At 42.2% G+C, this 16,126-nt stretch carries 12 protein-coding genes; 5 read left to right on the forward strand and 7 right to left on the reverse strand.

Going from position 1 to position 16,126, the window contains the following annotated elements; translation table 11 throughout:
• Nucleotides 1–152: 152 nt before the first annotated feature.
• From rpmB to IM676_RS19740, 5 genes are all read right to left on the reverse strand, one after another.
• Nucleotides 153–389 carry a 50S ribosomal protein L28 gene (rpmB, locus tag IM676_RS04850; protein ID WP_200989173.1) on the reverse strand — a complete coding sequence of 79 codons (237 nt, stop codon included), beginning with the start codon at nucleotides 387–389 and terminating at the stop codon, nucleotides 153–155.
• Nucleotides 390–457: 68 nt separating this feature from the next.
• Nucleotides 458–2,407, reverse strand: coding sequence for a molecular chaperone HtpG (gene htpG / locus IM676_RS04855; protein ID WP_200989174.1), 1,950 nt, complete (start codon nucleotides 2,405–2,407; stop codon nucleotides 458–460).
• Nucleotides 2,408–2,631: 224 nt separating this feature from the next.
• Nucleotides 2,632–5,298, reverse strand: coding sequence for an ATP-dependent chaperone ClpB (gene clpB / locus IM676_RS04860; RefSeq protein ID WP_200989175.1), 2,667 nt, complete (start codon nucleotides 5,296–5,298; stop codon nucleotides 2,632–2,634).
• A gap of 337 nt (nucleotides 5,299–5,635) precedes the next feature.
• Complete coding sequence (gene gloA / locus IM676_RS04865) at nucleotides 5,636–6,046, reverse strand: lactoylglutathione lyase (protein WP_200989176.1); 411 nt, start codon at nucleotides 6,044–6,046, stop codon at nucleotides 5,636–5,638.
• A 31-nt stretch (nucleotides 6,047–6,077) separates the two neighbouring features.
• Nucleotides 6,078–6,230: a hypothetical protein gene (locus IM676_RS19740; RefSeq protein ID WP_225880452.1), complete on the reverse strand. Its 153-nt coding sequence runs from the start codon at nucleotides 6,228–6,230 to the stop codon at nucleotides 6,078–6,080.
• A 70-nt stretch (nucleotides 6,231–6,300) separates the two neighbouring features.
• On the opposite strand from IM676_RS19740, the gene IM676_RS04870 reads away from it, so the two are divergent.
• The 4 genes from IM676_RS04870 (at nucleotide 6,301) to eno (ending at nucleotide 10,363) form a co-directional block, all read left to right on the forward strand.
• Nucleotides 6,301–7,674 (forward strand): protein kinase domain-containing protein, encoded by a 1,374-nt coding sequence (locus tag IM676_RS04870; protein ID WP_200989177.1) that lies wholly within the window; start codon nucleotides 6,301–6,303, stop codon nucleotides 7,672–7,674.
• A gap of 483 nt (nucleotides 7,675–8,157) precedes the next feature.
• Nucleotides 8,158–8,388: a type II toxin-antitoxin system VapB family antitoxin gene (locus tag IM676_RS04875; RefSeq protein ID WP_200989178.1), complete on the forward strand. Its 231-nt coding sequence runs from the start codon at nucleotides 8,158–8,160 to the stop codon at nucleotides 8,386–8,388.
• Nucleotides 8,385–8,810: a type II toxin-antitoxin system VapC family toxin gene (locus tag IM676_RS04880; protein WP_200989179.1), complete on the forward strand. Its 426-nt coding sequence runs from the start codon at nucleotides 8,385–8,387 to the stop codon at nucleotides 8,808–8,810. Before IM676_RS04875 ends, IM676_RS04880 begins: the two co-directional genes overlap by 4 nt.
• 263 nt (nucleotides 8,811–9,073) lie before the next feature.
• Complete coding sequence (gene eno / locus IM676_RS04885; RefSeq protein WP_200989180.1) at nucleotides 9,074–10,363, forward strand: phosphopyruvate hydratase; 1,290 nt, start codon at nucleotides 9,074–9,076, stop codon at nucleotides 10,361–10,363.
• 32 nt (nucleotides 10,364–10,395) lie between these two features.
• Here eno and argC read toward each other — a convergent pair whose 3' ends face one another.
• Complete coding sequence (gene argC / locus IM676_RS04890) at nucleotides 10,396–11,454, reverse strand: N-acetyl-gamma-glutamyl-phosphate reductase (RefSeq protein WP_200989181.1); 1,059 nt, start codon at nucleotides 11,452–11,454, stop codon at nucleotides 10,396–10,398.
• Nucleotides 11,455–11,998: 544 nt separating this feature from the next.
• Between argC and ribBA the strand changes: the two genes are divergently transcribed.
• Nucleotides 11,999–13,774 (forward strand): bifunctional 3,4-dihydroxy-2-butanone-4-phosphate synthase/GTP cyclohydrolase II, encoded by a 1,776-nt coding sequence (gene ribBA, locus IM676_RS04895; RefSeq protein ID WP_225880453.1) that lies wholly within the window; start codon nucleotides 11,999–12,001, stop codon nucleotides 13,772–13,774.
• Between the two features lie 312 nt (nucleotides 13,775–14,086).
• Here the strand turns inward: ribBA and IM676_RS04900 are convergent, their stop codons facing one another.
• Nucleotides 14,087–16,066 carry a DUF262 domain-containing protein gene (locus IM676_RS04900; RefSeq protein ID WP_200989182.1) on the reverse strand — a complete coding sequence of 660 codons (1,980 nt, stop codon included), beginning with the start codon at nucleotides 16,064–16,066 and terminating at the stop codon, nucleotides 14,087–14,089.
• Between the last annotated feature and the right edge of the window lie 60 nt (nucleotides 16,067–16,126).

Consider the following 16,126-nt stretch of genomic DNA (forward strand, 5'->3'; position numbering starts at 1 on the left):
GTAATTATCTCTAAGCTAGAGGGAGGGTGTTACCTCACAAGGGTAGGTTTTTTATAATTGGCTGAAAAAACCCCCACTTGGGGGGGTGTAAGTATTGTCTCTCAGGTAAATAGTAAAAATTAAATCTTGTACTTGATACCTTTTGGAAAAGCTTAATAATGATTGAGATTAATTCCAGCTTCTTTAGCCATGGCTTCTAAGCCTTTGGTTTCTAGGGTTTTGATGGCTTTGGTAGAGAGCTTCATTTTTACCCAGCGATTACCACCAGCCCACCAAACACGTTTTTCTTGTAGATTAGCGTGTTGTAGGCGTTTGGTACGGCGGTGAGAGTGAGAGATGGCAAAGGCGTTGTTAGCTTTTTTACCAGTCAATTCGCAGCGACGAGACATAGCAACTATCTCCAAGTTTCTATTTGAATACAACCTTTCTATTGTAGTCCCCAAGAGGGCGTGTGTTTCTATTTGCTGGTTTGTTCTGTTAGCTTAGTCAACACTTGATTAGAGCGCTCAACAAAGGATTTCATTCCCTGGGCGTCAAATCCTTTTTGAGTCATGAGAGCTAAATCATAGACGTGTTGACAAATCATGGTAACTAATGGCTGTGTGGAGGATTGACCATCTCCCTGAATAATACTACCTTGGTTGAGATTTGCTAAGTTTTGAATCAGGGGGTGAGCGGTATTCACCAATAAAATATGGTCTTCGGGAAATTCTGTATTTTGCTGTTGCATCATGGCGTTCATTTCCCGCATACGACGCATAATTTCTGGTAAGAGTACCATTGCTGGTGGTGTTCCTTGGGGGTCATCTGATTTTAAGGCTTCGGTGCGGATGTTAACTCTGGGTTTGTTGAGGGATTTTTCAAAGATTTCTTTAATGATCTCGCTCTTGGTTTTATTGGTTTTGGGGTCAACTATTTCCCCGGTTTTGTCTTTGTCCAGCAGGGTATTATCTAGGTCGGAGTCTACCCGGGTAAATTTCACATCGGAGTATTCCCGCTCTAGGAAGTTGATAAAGTGGGTATCGATGAATGAGTCCATAAATAGGACTTCTAAGCCTTGGTTTTTGTGGAGTTCTATGTATGTAGCTTGACTGGCTTCATCGGTGCTGTAGAATACGCGGTTTTTGTGACGTTCTTGATTACGTTCTAGATATTCTTTCAGGGTTGTGTATGGTAGAGGGGATGAGTTAGAGGTGGTAGTTTCCCACGCATCTCCTTCTGATGTGGGGGTTTGGGCTTTTTCCTCTGGTTTGGCTGTGGTGCGGAAGATGATGATGTCTTCCATTTGTTTTTTAAATTTCTCGTCGTTGAGAACACCGAATTTTACGAAGGTGCCGAGGTCTTTCCAAGCATTGATGTATTGGTCGCGGTGGTCGCGGTATAATTCTTTGAGGCGATCGCCTACTTTTTTGGCTATATAGTCGCCGATTTTGCGGACTGTGCGATCGCCTTGTAATGCGCTGCGGGAGACATTCAAGGGAATATCTGTACTATCAATCACACCCCGCATTGGCAGCAGGAACTGGGGTATAATTTCTTCACAGTTATCGCTGACAAAAACTTGATTACAGAACAGCTTGATTTGTCCTTTAGTCACATCGACATCGGGGCGCATTTTAGGGAAATACAAAATCCCGTTAATAATAAAGGGGTAATCAGTATTTAAATGCACCCATAACAGTGGTTCTTCCTGAAAGGGGTACAAATAGCGATAAAATTCTAAGTAATCTTCCTGGGTGAGGTTATGAGCAGACTCCCGCCAAGGTGCCTTTTGCCTATTCAAAACTTCACCCTCCAGTTTAATCGGCACTGGCATGAAGTCGCAATAAGTCTGGACAAGATTCCTAATGCGTGCTGCTTCTAAAAATTCTTCTTCCTCTCCCTGGAGGGTGAGAGTAATAGTAGTACCGCGTGTGCTGCGGGTGGACTCATCTAAAGTAAAAGCTGGGGAACCGTCACAGGTCCAGTGAACAGCTTCCGCCCCTTCTTTATAGGACAGTGTATCAATTTCTACTTTCTGCGCTACCATAAAGGAGGAGTAGAAACCCAAACCGAAGTGACCAATTATCGGTTGGTCTGATTTACCTTCATACTTGTGAATAAATTCTTCAGCACTGGAGAAAGCCACCTGATTGATATATTTTTTCACTTCCTCGGCGGTCATACCAATGCCATTATCGCTGATGGCTAGGGTTTTTTTACCCTTATCGATGGTAATTTGAATTTCTGGTTCACCGATATCGCCGGTAAATTCCCCAGCACGGGATACCATATTCAGCTTTTGGATGGCGTCAACGGCGTTAGATACTAATTCCCGGAAGAAGATTTGATGGTCTGAGTACAGGGACTTTTTGATAATGGGGAAAATATTTTCAGTATGAATACTGATAGTGCCTTGTTCGAGCATGACTGGTAAGTTTGATGTGAAGATATAAAGCTATGATTTGAGATAGCAGCAGGATATGGCTGACGCCATGCTACCCTATCAGACTTGTTTACCTATAGAATTTTAAAGGTATAGTCCTGGTCATTGCACCGGAATTTGAGCATTGTTTCCCCCCCATGGTATGATTCGGATTTCCGTATCTCGGCTGAGATAGTTAGGTCTACCCTAGGGGAGAACAGAACTTTTTACTGGCTTTTTGACTCTAATACTGTGAGGGTTGATGGTGAAATGGTCACTTTGAGGGGGATTGTTTTACTAAAGGTTAAACCATGGTCTTGTTTATCGATGTAAATGGTGTCTCCAGGGATGAAGGTATTTTCTAATAATTTCGTAGCTAGGGGGTTTTCTACTTCTCGCTGAATTGCTCTTTTTAAAGGACGGGCGCCGTAAATTGGGTCATAGCCTACTTCTACTAAATAATCACAGGCGGCGGCGGAGATGTCAAAGGAGATTTTCTGCTCTCGGAGCAGGTTTTCTACCCGTTTTAGTTGGATGCGGATGATGTCCCGCATTTCTCCACGGCTCAGGGGGTGGAAGAGGATGATATCATCTACTCGGTTGAGAAATTCTGGGCGGAAGTGCGATCGCAGTGCATCTGTGACCCGTTTTTGCATCATTTCATACTTACTGTCATCCCCGGACACATCTAAAATATATTCGCTGCCGATGTTACTAGTCATGACTATGACGGTATTGCGGAAATCTACGACTCTACCCTGAGAGTCAGTAATTCTCCCATCATCTAAAACTTGCAGTAATATATTAAATACATCTGGGTGGGCTTTTTCGACTTCATCTAGTAGCACCACGGAATAGGGGTGACGGCGCACAGCTTCGGAAAGTTGACCCCCTTCCTCATAACCCACATATCCTGGAGGCGCACCCACCAGGCGAGATACGGAGTGTTTTTCCATATACTCAGACATATCCAAACGCACCAAAGCATCATCGGAATCAAAGAGAAACTGCGCTAAAGCCCTCGCTAGTTCAGTTTTACCTACCCCTGTGGGTCCCATAAACAGGAATGAACCAATGGGACGGCCGGGGTCTTTCATTCCCGCACGGGCGCGGCGAATGGCTGCGGATACGGCGGTAACTGCTTCCTGCTGTCCAATTACCCGTTGATGTAAATGTTGTTCCAGTTTTAGGAGTTTTTGGCGTTCCGAGGCTAAGAGGCGATTTACCGGTATACCAGTCCACTTAGCGACAATTTCGGCGATGTCGGCTTCGGTGACTTGTTCTCGCAACAATGTAGAGCCTTGGCTTTGAATTTCTAATAGTTGGGCTTCTTTAGCTTCGCGATCGCGTTGCACCCCTTCGAGTTTACCATACTTTAACTGGGCTGCTTTATTCAAATCATAGGCTCTTTCTGCCTGCTCAATTTGCACCCGCAAAGCGTCCTCTTCTTTTTTTAAGCTACTAATAGCCTCTAATAACTGTTTTTCCCCTTGCCATTGTTCATTAAACTGTTGTTGTTTCACCGTCAAACTGGCAATTTCTTCTTCAATGCGCTCAAAGCGCTCCCTAGCTGGGGCGGTTTCCTTTTCTTCCCCCGCCAAAGAGAGCTTTTCCATTTCCAGCTGCATCAAGCGGCGGTCAATAGCTTCTAATTCCGCTGGTTTAGAGGTAATTTCCATTTTCAACTGAGCCGCAGCTTCATCTACCAAGTCTATGGCCTTATCTGGTAAAAAGCGGTCAGCAATATAACGGGCGGATAAAGTAGCAGCGGCGACTAAAGCTGAGTCAGAAATTTTGACATTGTGGTGAACTTCGTACCTTTCCTTTAACCCCCGGAGAATAGAAATGGTATTTTCTACACTGGGTTGACCGACGACAACCTGCTGAAAACGGCGTTCTAGAGCTGCGTCTTTTTCAATAAATTTCCTGTATTCATCTAAGGTGGTCGCCCCAATACAGCGTAATTCTCCCCGGGCTAACATGGGTTTGAGTAAGTTACCCGCATCCATAGCTCCTTGTTGACTTGAACCAGTACCGACAACGGTGTGTAGTTCATCGATAAATAGGACAATTTGACCGTTAGACTCGGTGACTTCCTTCAGAACTGTTTTCAGGCGTTCTTCAAATTCCCCCCGCAATTTCGCCCCGGCGATTAAACTACCAATATCTAAGGAAATTAATTGACGATTTTTTAGAGATTCCGGGACATCGCCATTAACCATACGCTGTGCTAGAGCTTCGGCGATCGCAGTTTTACCCACCCCTGGTTCCCCAATCAGCACGGGGTTATTCTTACTGCGGCGAGATAATACCTGAATTACCCGGCGAATTTCGTCATCTCTCCCAATTACCGGGTCTAATTTTCCTGCTTTAGCTTGTTCAGTTAAATCTCTACCAAATTTTTGTAGTGCTTCATAGCGAGATTCTGGGTTTTGGTCTGTCACCTTTTGGGTACCGCGAACACTTTTAATGTGAGTTGCTAACTTAGCGCTGTCGGTGTCAAAACTTTTGAGAATCCGTTTTCCAATCCGTTCATCATCGGCAAAAGCCAAAATGATATGTTCTACTGAGATATAAGCATCCTCCATTCTTAGCCTGGTTTCTTCCGCCTTATCTAGCAACATATCTAAAGAGCGACCCAGATAAAGCTGATCATTTTTCCCCACCTTGGGTTGACGCTTGGTAAAGGCTTCTAACTGCTGTTGTAAACGCAGGGTATCAATCTCAGCGCGGGTGAATATCCGCACAGCTAAACTGCTAGGTTCTTGTAAAAGGGCTATAATTAAATGTTCTACTTCTAATTGTTGTTGTTGATATCCACGCACTATATCCTGAGATTTGACAATCGCTTCCCAGGCTGTATCAGTAAATTTATTGGGATCTGTAGGCTGCATCTTTAAAGGGTTTGAGATTGGGTAGGTTCAGAAAAGTTTTAATCTATGAGTTTTGGGTGACGGTCTGGCTTTAGTGTTTGACACTCTGGCCTGTTTCCCTGTAATTAGCCTAGGATGAAAATCTTGTTTAGTCATCCTCAATTATTTTAATGATTTTGCCAGTCACCACACCCCAAACAGTTATGCAAACATTAAGAGTATTTCTAGGATAAAACTCTTGTCATGGGGTGAAGATTGGGAAGAGTTTCCTGAGCAATTGTCCTGAGCAATTGTAGCCGATGAGTGTCAGACCCAAAGCCGCCCATCCCTGAAAGGCTATCTTATCTAGGTCATTTTACTAGTTTGCTTTGACTGCTGACCCTTGAGTTCCCATCTGAATTAGTTCAATTTTATATCCATCCGGGTCTTCTACAAAAGCAATAACTGTAGAACCGTGTTTCATCGGTCCTGGTTCCCGGGTTACCTTACCACCCTGTTCTTTGATTGCCTCACAAGTGGTATAAATATCATCTACACCCAAGGCGATGTGACCATAGGCGTTACCTAAGTCGTACTTTTCCACTCCCCAATTATAAGTTAATTCTATCACGGTGTTTTGGCTTTCATCGCCGTAACCAATAAACGCCAAGGTAAATTCCCCACCAGGGTAGTCTTTTTGGCGTAACAGTTTCATCCCCAGGATTTCGCAGTAGAATTTCAAAGATTCTTCTAGGTTACCTACTCTGAGCATTGTGTGTAGTAATCGCATATTCACCTTACTGTTAATTCTGACTTGTATTTTATTCTTCTTCTATTTTAAAGCCAGACTGCTGTAGGCGATCTGCTTGCAGCAGCGCTTCGCGATCGCCCGTCCCAGTCCCTTGGTAGGACACTGAGGAATCTTCCATCAACAGGGGACAGGAAATACCAGTGGTATGAGTAAATATTATCACCCACACCAAAACATTTACAACCTCTTCATCTTACTTTTAAAATAGTCAAGGTAAAATCAATTCCCACATTATGCCTAGTGAAATTACCTTAACTGTTACACAGGGCAAACTACAAGGGCAACAATATACTTTCACAGAGCGCACCACCTGTATTATAGGTAGAAGCTCCGAGTGTAACATTAAGTTGCCAAGTGACACAGAACACAGTTCTATATCTCGATATCATTGCTTATTAGACATTAGTCCTCCCCGTGTGAGAATTAGGGATTTTGGCAGTTTAAATGGTACTTATGTTAACGGAACAAAAATTGGTCAAAGGTCAAAAGATCAAACCCCAGAACAGGGGACAAAATTAAACTTTCCCGAATACGACCTACAAAATCAAGACAAAATCCAACTGGGAAATACGGTATTTCATGTCAGCATTCAATACCCATCAGCCCAAATAGATATACCCGTTAATTCCGATTCTAGTAATACCAATTATCCCGATGAACAGAAGGTTAACTTTCGAGAAATTATTACAAGGTGGTTAAGATTAGCTGCTAAGGAACAACAACCAGAATTACTACCCCTCAAGGGATATAGAGATATTAAACTACTAGGGAAAGGAGGATTTGGAGAAGTTTATTTAGCAAAAGACGAAAATACTGGAGAACCTATAGCCATCAAGGTGATGTTACCAGCCCACATGGAGAACAAAAAAGCCATCCAGAATTTTTTACGGGAAGCAGAGAATACAAAGGCTTTAACACATCCCCATGTAGTGCAATTTAAAAACTATGGGTATTTTCAAGGAATTTTATTTTTAACTATGGAATATTGTAACGTAGGCAGTGTTGCCGATTTAATGGCTAAATATGATGGTAAACTGCCTATTAACATTGCCGTTCCCATCATCCTGCAAATTCTGGATGGATTGGTATATACCCATAGTGCCGAAATCCCCAATGTCAGATTAAGGGATGGTAGAATTGGCAAGGGTAAGGGGTTAGTCCATAGAGACTTAAAACCTGCGAATATGTTACTCACTCGTCAGGGTGATCAAGTTACAGCTAAAATTGCTGACTATGGTTTAGCCAAAGCCTTTGATTTAGCTGGGTTAAGTGGACATTCCCTGACAGGGACAAAAGCGGGAAGCCCGCGTTTTATGTGTCGTCAACAGCTATTAAACTTCAAGTATGTACAGCCAGAAGCAGATGTGTGGGCAGTAGCGGCATCCTTGTATAATATGCTCACAGGTACTTATGCCAGGAATTTTACCAAGGATCCCCTGTTATCAATCTTAGAAAATGAGCCTATACCGATTCGCCAAAGGGATGCAAATATTCCCAAGAAATTAGCTGAGGTGATTGATTTAGGACTGGTAGAAAAACCACAGATTCACTTTAAAAACGCCGCAGCATTTAAAAGAGCTTTAGAATTTGTTTATACACCAGAATAGCTGAGGTTGGGGAGGACAACACAGGCGATCGCATCGCCTGTGTAAATTCGATACTATTACAATGGATTTGCTCAGAGAGCCGGGGGTTAGAAACCCCCGTCTAAAAGCGGAAGTCGGATGAATCCGACTGAATGAGTGTTAAATATAACATTATAATAAATCGGGTCTGGCTTGCCCAGAGTATTTTATGTAACCTAATAGTCCACTTTTAGTGGACTTTCGCTATCAGACGCTTAATTTATTCCTCGGCTGCTTGGTGGGGGAGCGATCGCGATCGCGGCTTTCCACCACCGCTAATGATATATTTATTTGATATAAATTATATAACATAAAAGGGTGAGCGCGTGAGGGCTAACCAATGCAAATTACCTTAAACCTACCTGAGAGCCTTAGCCAGACCGAAACTTTTAACCAGAGCGACTGGCTGCGGGAGATTGCCATTGCTCTGTATAATTATACAACTTATTAAAAATGGGGAAAACAATGACCATTATCACAATAGATGATGAACTAATTAATGAGATTATCGCAGTTAGTCACTATGAAAATGCCCAGGAAGCAGTCATTAAAATACTATCCAATTACTTACAGCAACAAAAAAAAGAACTGCCTTTATTTGAGCGATTACGTTTTATAGATGATGAATCGGCCGAAGATGATATCGCCTCGTTGTTTGAACGTGATAGAGACACAGGTAGGAACTTTGAAATATGACTTATCTAATTGACACTTGTATAATGTCTGAGTTTGTTAAAAAAGTTTCCAACCCCCAAGTTAGTCAATGGTTTAATCAACAATCAATTGAACAGCTATTTTTAAGTAGTCTTACTATTGCTGAAATAAAAAAAGGAATTTATAAAATCCAAAACTCACAGCCGGAACGATATAAAAAACTAAAAATATGGCTACAAAAAGTAGAAATGGAATTTTATTCTCGGATTTTACCGATAAATGATGAGATTTTAGATAGTTGGGCAAAATTTTCTGCAAATGCAGAATTGCAAGGTAAAAAGTTAGCTGTAATGGATAGTCTGATTGCGGCGACAGCACATGATCATAAGTTGATTTTAGTTACCCGCAATGTTGATGATTTTCAAATGACACCAGTTAAAATTATCAATCCTTACCCTCGCTGAAGCGGAGGGGTTCTCACCCTCCCACTATATTTTCGATAATCGGAAAAATAAGAAAGGGGCAAATTCCAGGATATCCTTGATACTACTTAGTAGGATATCAGACAATGGGGGTAAAGCGATCGCCCCACCTAGACCCCACATTGGAAATCTTGTTTAATCTGGGTGGAATTTGCCCCAGTACCCCTTATGCTAACCATTGGGTTATGAATAAACTGTAATAGTTCAACCCTAACGACAGACTGAGCAAAAAGGATGAAGCACGGATGAGTAAATTTATTGATACTGCAATTGAGGCCATTGTAGCTCGGGAAATTCTGGATTCCCGGGGGAGGCCGACAGTGGAAGCGGAAGTACATTTAGTTGGTGGTGGTGTGGGAGTAGCTCAGGTTCCCAGTGGTGCTTCCACCGGAACCTTTGAAGCCCACGAGCTGCGGGATGGGGACAAAAGCCGCTATGGTGGTAAGGGGGTACTCAAAGCGGTACAAAATGCCAATCAGGTATTAGCACCAAAATTACTAGGCTTGGATGTGCTCAACCAAGAACTGTTAGACCGGACGATGCTCGCTACAGATGGTTCCCCTAACAAAGCCAATTTAGGGGCTAATGCAATTTTAGCCATTTCCTTGGCAGCAGCCAAAGCCGGGGCGGAGTCCTTGGGTATTCCCCTCTATCGCTACTTAGGCGGACCATTGGCGAATTTGTTACCTGTACCCTTAATGAATGTGATTAACGGGGGCGCACACGCTGCAAATAATGTGGATTTTCAAGAGTTTATGATTGTCCCCATTGGTGCGTCTTCTTTCCGGGAGGCTTTGCGCTGGGGTGCGGAGGTGTTTGCTACTCTCAGCAAGGTGTTAGATGACAAAGGTTTACTGACTGGTGTGGGAGATGAGGGGGGTTTTGCTCCTAACCTAGAGTCCAATCAGGTGGCTTTAGAATTATTGGTAGCGGCGATTAAACAAGCTGGTTACAAACCAGGGGAGGAAGTGGCTTTGGCTCTGGATGTAGCGGCCAGTGAGTTTTACAAAAATGGACAGTATGTTTATGATGGTAAACCCCACGCTCCCGCTGAGTTTATTGATTACCTGGGTCAATTAGTGGCAGAATATCCTATTGTATCCATTGAAGATGGGTTACATGAGGAAGACTGGCAGAATTGGCAATTACTCACCCAAAAGTTAGGCTCTCAGGTGCAGTTGGTGGGTGATGATTTGTTTGTTACCAATGCTACCCGCTTACAAAAGGGGATTGAGCTAACAGCCGGTAATTCTATTTTGATTAAACTCAATCAAATTGGCTCCCTGACTGAAACTTTGGAAACCATTGATTTAGCTACTCGGAACGGTTTCCGCTCCGTAATTAGCCATAGGTCTGGGGAAACTGAAGATACTACCATCGCGGATTTAGCTGTGGCTACCCGTGCGGGTCAAATTAAGACCGGTTCCCTCTGTCGCAGTGAACGGGTGGCGAAATATAATCGCTTGCTCCGGATTGAGGATGAATTGGGCGATCGCGCTGTGTATGCGGGTACTGTAGGTTTAGGACCGAAGTAGGGAGAGGGGAATTTATTTCCCCATGTCCCACATTAGGGATAAAATCCTAATTGGGGCAATCCCAAGGTTTCATCCCAACCCATCATTAAGTTTAAACACTGTATAGCTTGACCCGCCTGTCCTTTAATCAGGTTGTCAATGGCTGACATGACAATCACTCGGCGAGTGCGCGGGTCAACTTCTACGCCAATGTAGCAAAGATTGCTACCACAAGCCCATTTAGTTTGGGGATAGGTACCATTATCGCAGACTTTCACCCAAGGGGCGTGACGATAGAAGGCTTTATAGATGGTAATCAGGTCATCCCGCACTAATCCAGGGTCGCGGAGTGTCGCGTATACTGTGGCTAAAATTCCCCGCACCATGGGGATGAGGTGGGGGGTAAATTGAACTTTGACATCGTGACCGGCTAAATCACTACAAATCTGCTCAATTTCCGGGGTGTGGCGGTGATTAACAACACCATAAGCCCCCAGGGAGTTATCAGCCTCAGCCAATAATAGGTTAATTTTCCCCTGTCTACCTCCCCCTGATGTGCCAGATTTAGCATCGATAATGGCGCTTTCAGGGACGATGAGACCTTGTTTAAGTAGGGGGGAGAGGGCTAACAGGCTCGCAGTGGGGTAACAACCAGGACAACCCACCAGCTGGGCTTCCCCAATGCGATCGCGGTAAAGTTCTGGTAACCCATATACTGCGGTGGCGGCGATGGCGTCATCGGTTCTCTGACCGCCATACCAATTAGTATAAGTTGTTAAATCGCTAAATCGATAATCGGCACTCAGATCCAGTACCTTACATCCTTTGGCGCACAATTGGGGTGCAATTTGACAAGCCAGGCCATTAGGTAGAGATAGAAAGACTACCTCACACCGGTGAGCAATGACATCTGGTTCTACTGGTTCGATTGGTAAGTCAACCAAGTGAGCCAGATGGGGGTAGAGGTCTGCAAAAGACCGACCTGCACTACTTTCACCCCCTAAATAAACTAGTTCAACTTCTGGATGTTCCATCAGTAATCTGACTAGTTGCACTCCCCCATAACCTGACGCGCCAACAATTCCCACAGGTACGCGTCTAAAATTACCCATAATTATGAAATCCTCATCGGTTGTTGGTTAAGGTGATTAATTCTCTAAGATCAGCTAGAAGATGCACGGCATATGATAACCAGTTCCCCTCAATACGGGGTTGTGGCAAGATTTTACACTTTTACTGGACTAAATCAACATTTATCTGAAAATATCTACAGTTTTACCGACAGATTAAGATTAATATTTTCAGGTGGAATTTAAGTACACTCCACAAGTCCGCCAATTCCCAGGTAGGGGGAGAAGGACTGATTAGCTAAGAGGATGTCTGAAAAGTTATGATTAGTGTATCAACTATTGTTTGACCCCACCCTCTCCTTGCAAGGGGAGGGGACTTGATTTTATTGTTTTTTGTGTGTTCGGTGTGTTCGGTGTGTTCGGTGTGTTCCCTGTTCCCCACTCCCTAAAATAAAAATTACCTGTTGAAAACTTATAAAACAACCTCTAATCAGTCTGAGAATTTACTTCTAGTGCCAATAAAAGAGTTACAATCTATAAAGAATAAATTGTAAGAAAAATTTACTTTTGGTAGCTGGAATTTTCTGTGTCAAAGCCTAAGCCTATACGAAAGACTGATTCTACTCCCCTGAACGGGAACGACTCCCCCACGGTTGTACCGACCACTGGGGACAACATTGATAGTGCTGTCTCTTCAACTCCAGCCTTTAAATTTGATTCCATTGATGCTGCTTTGGCAGACTTAAAAGCAGGTCGTGTCATTGTGGTAGTAGATGACGAAAATCGGGAAAATGAAGGCGACTTAATTGGTGCAGCCCAATTTGCTACCCCAGATATGATTAATTTTATGGCGGTGGAAGCGAGGGGGCTGATTTGTCTGGCGATGACGGGCGATCGCCTGGACGAATTAGACTTACCATTAATGGTAACCAACATCACCGATACTAACCAAACAGCATTTACAGTTAGTATTGATGCTGGTCCAGAATTAGGTGTTACTACCGGAATTTCCGCCGAAGACCGCGCCCGCACGATCCAAGTAGCCCTCAACCCAGGGACTAAACCTACAGATTTACGCCGCCCTGGTCATATTTTCCCCATTCGTGCCAAAATGGGGGGTGTACTCAAACGGGCGGGACATACCGAAGCCGCTGTAGATTTATCTCGATTAGCGGGGTTATATCCAGCTGGGGTAATTTGTGAAATTCAAAACCCTGACGGTTCCATGGCGCGGTTACCGGAGTTAATTGATTATGCCCAAAAGCATAATCTGAAAATTATTAGTATTGCCGATTTAATTAGTTATCGCCTCCAACACGATCGCCTAATATACCGTGAGGTGGTCACTAAACTGCCTAGCCAATTCGGTCAGTTTGATATTTACGCCTATCGCCATACTCTGGATAATACAGAACACGTGGCCATTGTCAAGGGTAACCCGGCTAATTTCCCTGATGAAACAGTGATGGTGCGGATGCACTCGGAATGTTTAACCGGTGACGCTTTGGGTTCTTTGCGCTGTGACTGTCGGATGCAGCTCAAAGCAGCACTCAAAATGATTGAAGCCGCTGGTCAAGGTGTTGTAGTTTACCTGCGACAAGAAGGGCGGGGAATTGGTTTAATTAATAAGCTCAAAGCCTATTCTTTACAGGATATGGGTCTGGATACGGTGGAAGCTAACGAGCGCTTGGGTTTTCCTGCTGACCTGCGGGATTATGGTATGGGGGCGCAAATGCTGATGGACTTGGGGATTAAGAAAATTCGCCTGATTACTAATAATCCCCGGAAAATTGCGGGACTCAAGGGTTATGGGTTGCAAATAGTTGACCGCTTACCGTTATTGATTGAGGCTAATGATTATAATTCCTATTACCTAGCTACTAAAGCCCAAAAGCTGGGTCATATGCTGTTACAGACTTACTTAGTTACAGTAGCAATTAATTGGCAAGATGACCAACAATTATTTACTCAGCGTTATGAACGTTTAGAACAACTACGACTGTTAGCTAAACAGAATCATCTATTATTACAGGAAGAAGCGCGCCCTCTGGGGTTGGCGCTGTTTGCTCAGTCGTCTTTAACAGTACATTTGGGTTTTGACCAAGCAAATGTGGCTGATAGTAATTGGTATCGGCAAAATGGCCATCCTTACTTACAAGCAATTTTCCAAATCCTGGATAGTTTAGTTACTTTACCCTACCTGAATAAGTTAGAATTTTTGATTTCTAATGGTAGTGACCCCTTAAGTAACTTGCAAGTTAAGCTAGACCGCCAGAATTTCTCTTTTAATACCCTACCTTCGGCAATATGCGATCGCCTGGAAACTCAGCAAATTTATAGTTTTACTCAGGGGGATGCTTAAAAGTCGGTAATATTTCAGTAATATAGGACTCCTATTTGATTTTTGAACAAGAATCAGTACACACTGCAATTCTTCTTACCTGTTACCTGTTCCCTACCAAGACAAATCAATTCAGAAACCAAACCGGATTTCTATATTTCAGTAATATAGCCTTTTTCAGGCTAATGAAGTACACATCAATTGCCTATTCCCTATTCCTTATTCCCTATTCCTTATTCCCTATTCCCTATTCCCTATTCCCTATTCCCTATTCCCTGTTCCCTGAAACCAAACAACTTTGTACCTCACGAGCATGGGAAATGCTATATTACATTACTTATCATCGACTGTATCAACATACCATTCCTCGGTAATTTCTGCTGTTTCTATTGCTTTCTGACAAAAAGCACGGATGTCTTTTGCTGATAAATTAACCTCACAAAATGCCCCGTTGTCAAGTTTTCGATATTCCCTAAATTTTTTTTCATCCCATCCTACAAAGCGGGGAAATCGTTCTATGATGTCTTTGAATCTATCAGGATCTAGATCAATAATTGTATTCAATGTAATTTCTAAAACATCCCGCCAACTTTTTACAAGATGTTCTTCTCCGAATATATGAAGCAGCTTAGGAGTGCTACGACTACTCCGAGATTGAGGTGATGGTTTTGACTCATCACCAAAGTAACTCCATATCTGCAAAGCAATTTTAGCTAAGTATTCTCCTCGTTCTTGTATATCTTGTTTGCACCAAGATTGTTTATTATGAAAATACTTGTTTAATTCTAAATGACTCTCCTGGAAGTGAGTTTGCTTCTTAGGAAAATCCTCGTTAGAAAGCTCACCATTATAAGCTGTAAGTGTTAAGTTTCCTAGAGAATGAATAAGTAATTGATGGGTTACCTCCCAATCTTCACCCAAATGTTGTTTCCACCAATCATTTAAAGTTTGTGGCATAATGTGCTCAATTGAAAGATTATCAAAAGATACCTGCTCCTTATGTTGAAAATATTCTTCCACAGATTCAAGAATTAGTTTGGCTTTTTCAGAGCGATTCTTACCATATAATTGCACATCCATTAATCGTGATTTAAATTCCTCATCTTTTGGATAATCACGATTTTGTAAATCTGATTTTAACCGGACTAAAAAACTATCTGCGGCTAAATTGGAATCTTTGCTAACCTGTGAATATAGTAAGGCAAAAACTCTATTTAAACCTCTAGTTTGAATATTACAAATAAATCTACGTAATATGAAATTTTCGATTATTTTTAAAATCGCCACAAAATCTCCTTCCGAAATTCTATCTTGGGATAGCTCATCATAACAATTTAGGAGGAAAGGGTATACTGTAAATATTTCTAAGCGATTAATACGATGTAGATATTTGCGTATACTTTCTTTCTCTTCTCCTTTAGGGTTTAAAAGTTTTGCATAGTAGTTAGCAAAAATATATAAGTCTTTCAGGTAGGAAATTTCATCTCCTTTCCTAATACGGTCTTTAATTTCAAAATAAATTTGATTTTGCTTAATTTCCTTACCACTTTTTGTCAGATAGTGACGGACAAATTCTGTCAAATCCTCGCCTAACATATCTTCCATAGGAGACCAGTATTTTTTATAAACTTCGTCTTGCGTCTCCACATCAATCCGCATAAAGAAATAATTTTTAATTAAGTCTGCTTGGGTAAGAGGTCTTCCCTTAGCATTGAGATTCTCAAAGACTAAATATGGATCATCGTCATTGCTAAGTACAACACTGACAACAGAGAGATTATTACATATAACGCTTTTGATTTTTTCTAACTCTAACTTGCTGTGTCTAATTTCTCTTTCAAAAAATAAATAACATTCCGAAATTACATTATTTTCAATTGGTGATTCATTATTAATGATGCGATGAAATGCTGTACGGTCTAGTTGTGTAGGCATTAATTTATAATGATCTAAACCCTTCTTGAATTGATTAACTAGAATAGTTTCATGGATTTCTCTACCTAGTTGCTCATTTCCTGATTGCCGTGCTTTGTCTCGCAAAGCACAGAGCAGAATAAAGCTTGTAGTTAGGCGTTGTTGTCCATCAATTAGTAAATATTTACTTACTCCTTCAGGCCCTGAAGCAGTAGGCATAGTAACAATAGAACCCATAAAGTGAGGTCTAGGATGATCTGATGAGCAGAGTTCTGTAATGTCATCCCATAACACCTTCCATTCAGATTTTTTCCAACTGTAAGCTCTTTGAAATAAGGGAACTACATACTGTTTTGTACCTTCAATGATATGTTGTAACTTAGTTTCTGAGGCTTGCATTGATGATAATTCTTCGTTAATAAGGTATAATCGCTAACAAGAATGTATAACTATTTGATG

Source organism: Anabaenopsis elenkinii CCIBt3563 (assembly GCF_015245355.1).
Lineage (GTDB): Bacteria > Cyanobacteriota > Cyanobacteriia > Cyanobacteriales > Nostocaceae > Anabaenopsis > Anabaenopsis elenkinii.

Coding starts and splice junctions, on each gene's coding strand:
- IM676_RS04875 (WP_200989178.1), top strand. CDS start 8,158: ATGACCATTATCACAATAGATGATGAACTAATTAATGAGATTATCGCA.
- argC (WP_200989181.1), bottom strand. CDS start 11,454: ATGGGTAATTTTAGACGCGTACCTGTGGGAATTGTTGGCGCGTCAGGT.
- clpB (WP_200989175.1), bottom strand. CDS start 5,298: ATGCAGCCTACAGATCCCAATAAATTTACTGATACAGCCTGGGAAGCG.
- htpG (WP_200989174.1), bottom strand. CDS start 2,407: ATGCTCGAACAAGGCACTATCAGTATTCATACTGAAAATATTTTCCCC.
- rpmB (WP_200989173.1), bottom strand. CDS start 389: ATGTCTCGTCGCTGCGAATTGACTGGTAAAAAAGCTAACAACGCCTTT.
- gloA (WP_200989176.1), bottom strand. CDS start 6,046: ATGCGATTACTACACACAATGCTCAGAGTAGGTAACCTAGAAGAATCT.
- IM676_RS04880 (WP_200989179.1), top strand. CDS start 8,385: ATGACTTATCTAATTGACACTTGTATAATGTCTGAGTTTGTTAAAAAA.
- IM676_RS04900 (WP_200989182.1), bottom strand. CDS start 16,066: ATGCAAGCCTCAGAAACTAAGTTACAACATATCATTGAAGGTACAAAA.
- eno (WP_200989180.1), top strand. CDS start 9,074: ATGAGTAAATTTATTGATACTGCAATTGAGGCCATTGTAGCTCGGGAA.
- IM676_RS04870 (WP_200989177.1), top strand. CDS start 6,301: ATGCCTAGTGAAATTACCTTAACTGTTACACAGGGCAAACTACAAGGG.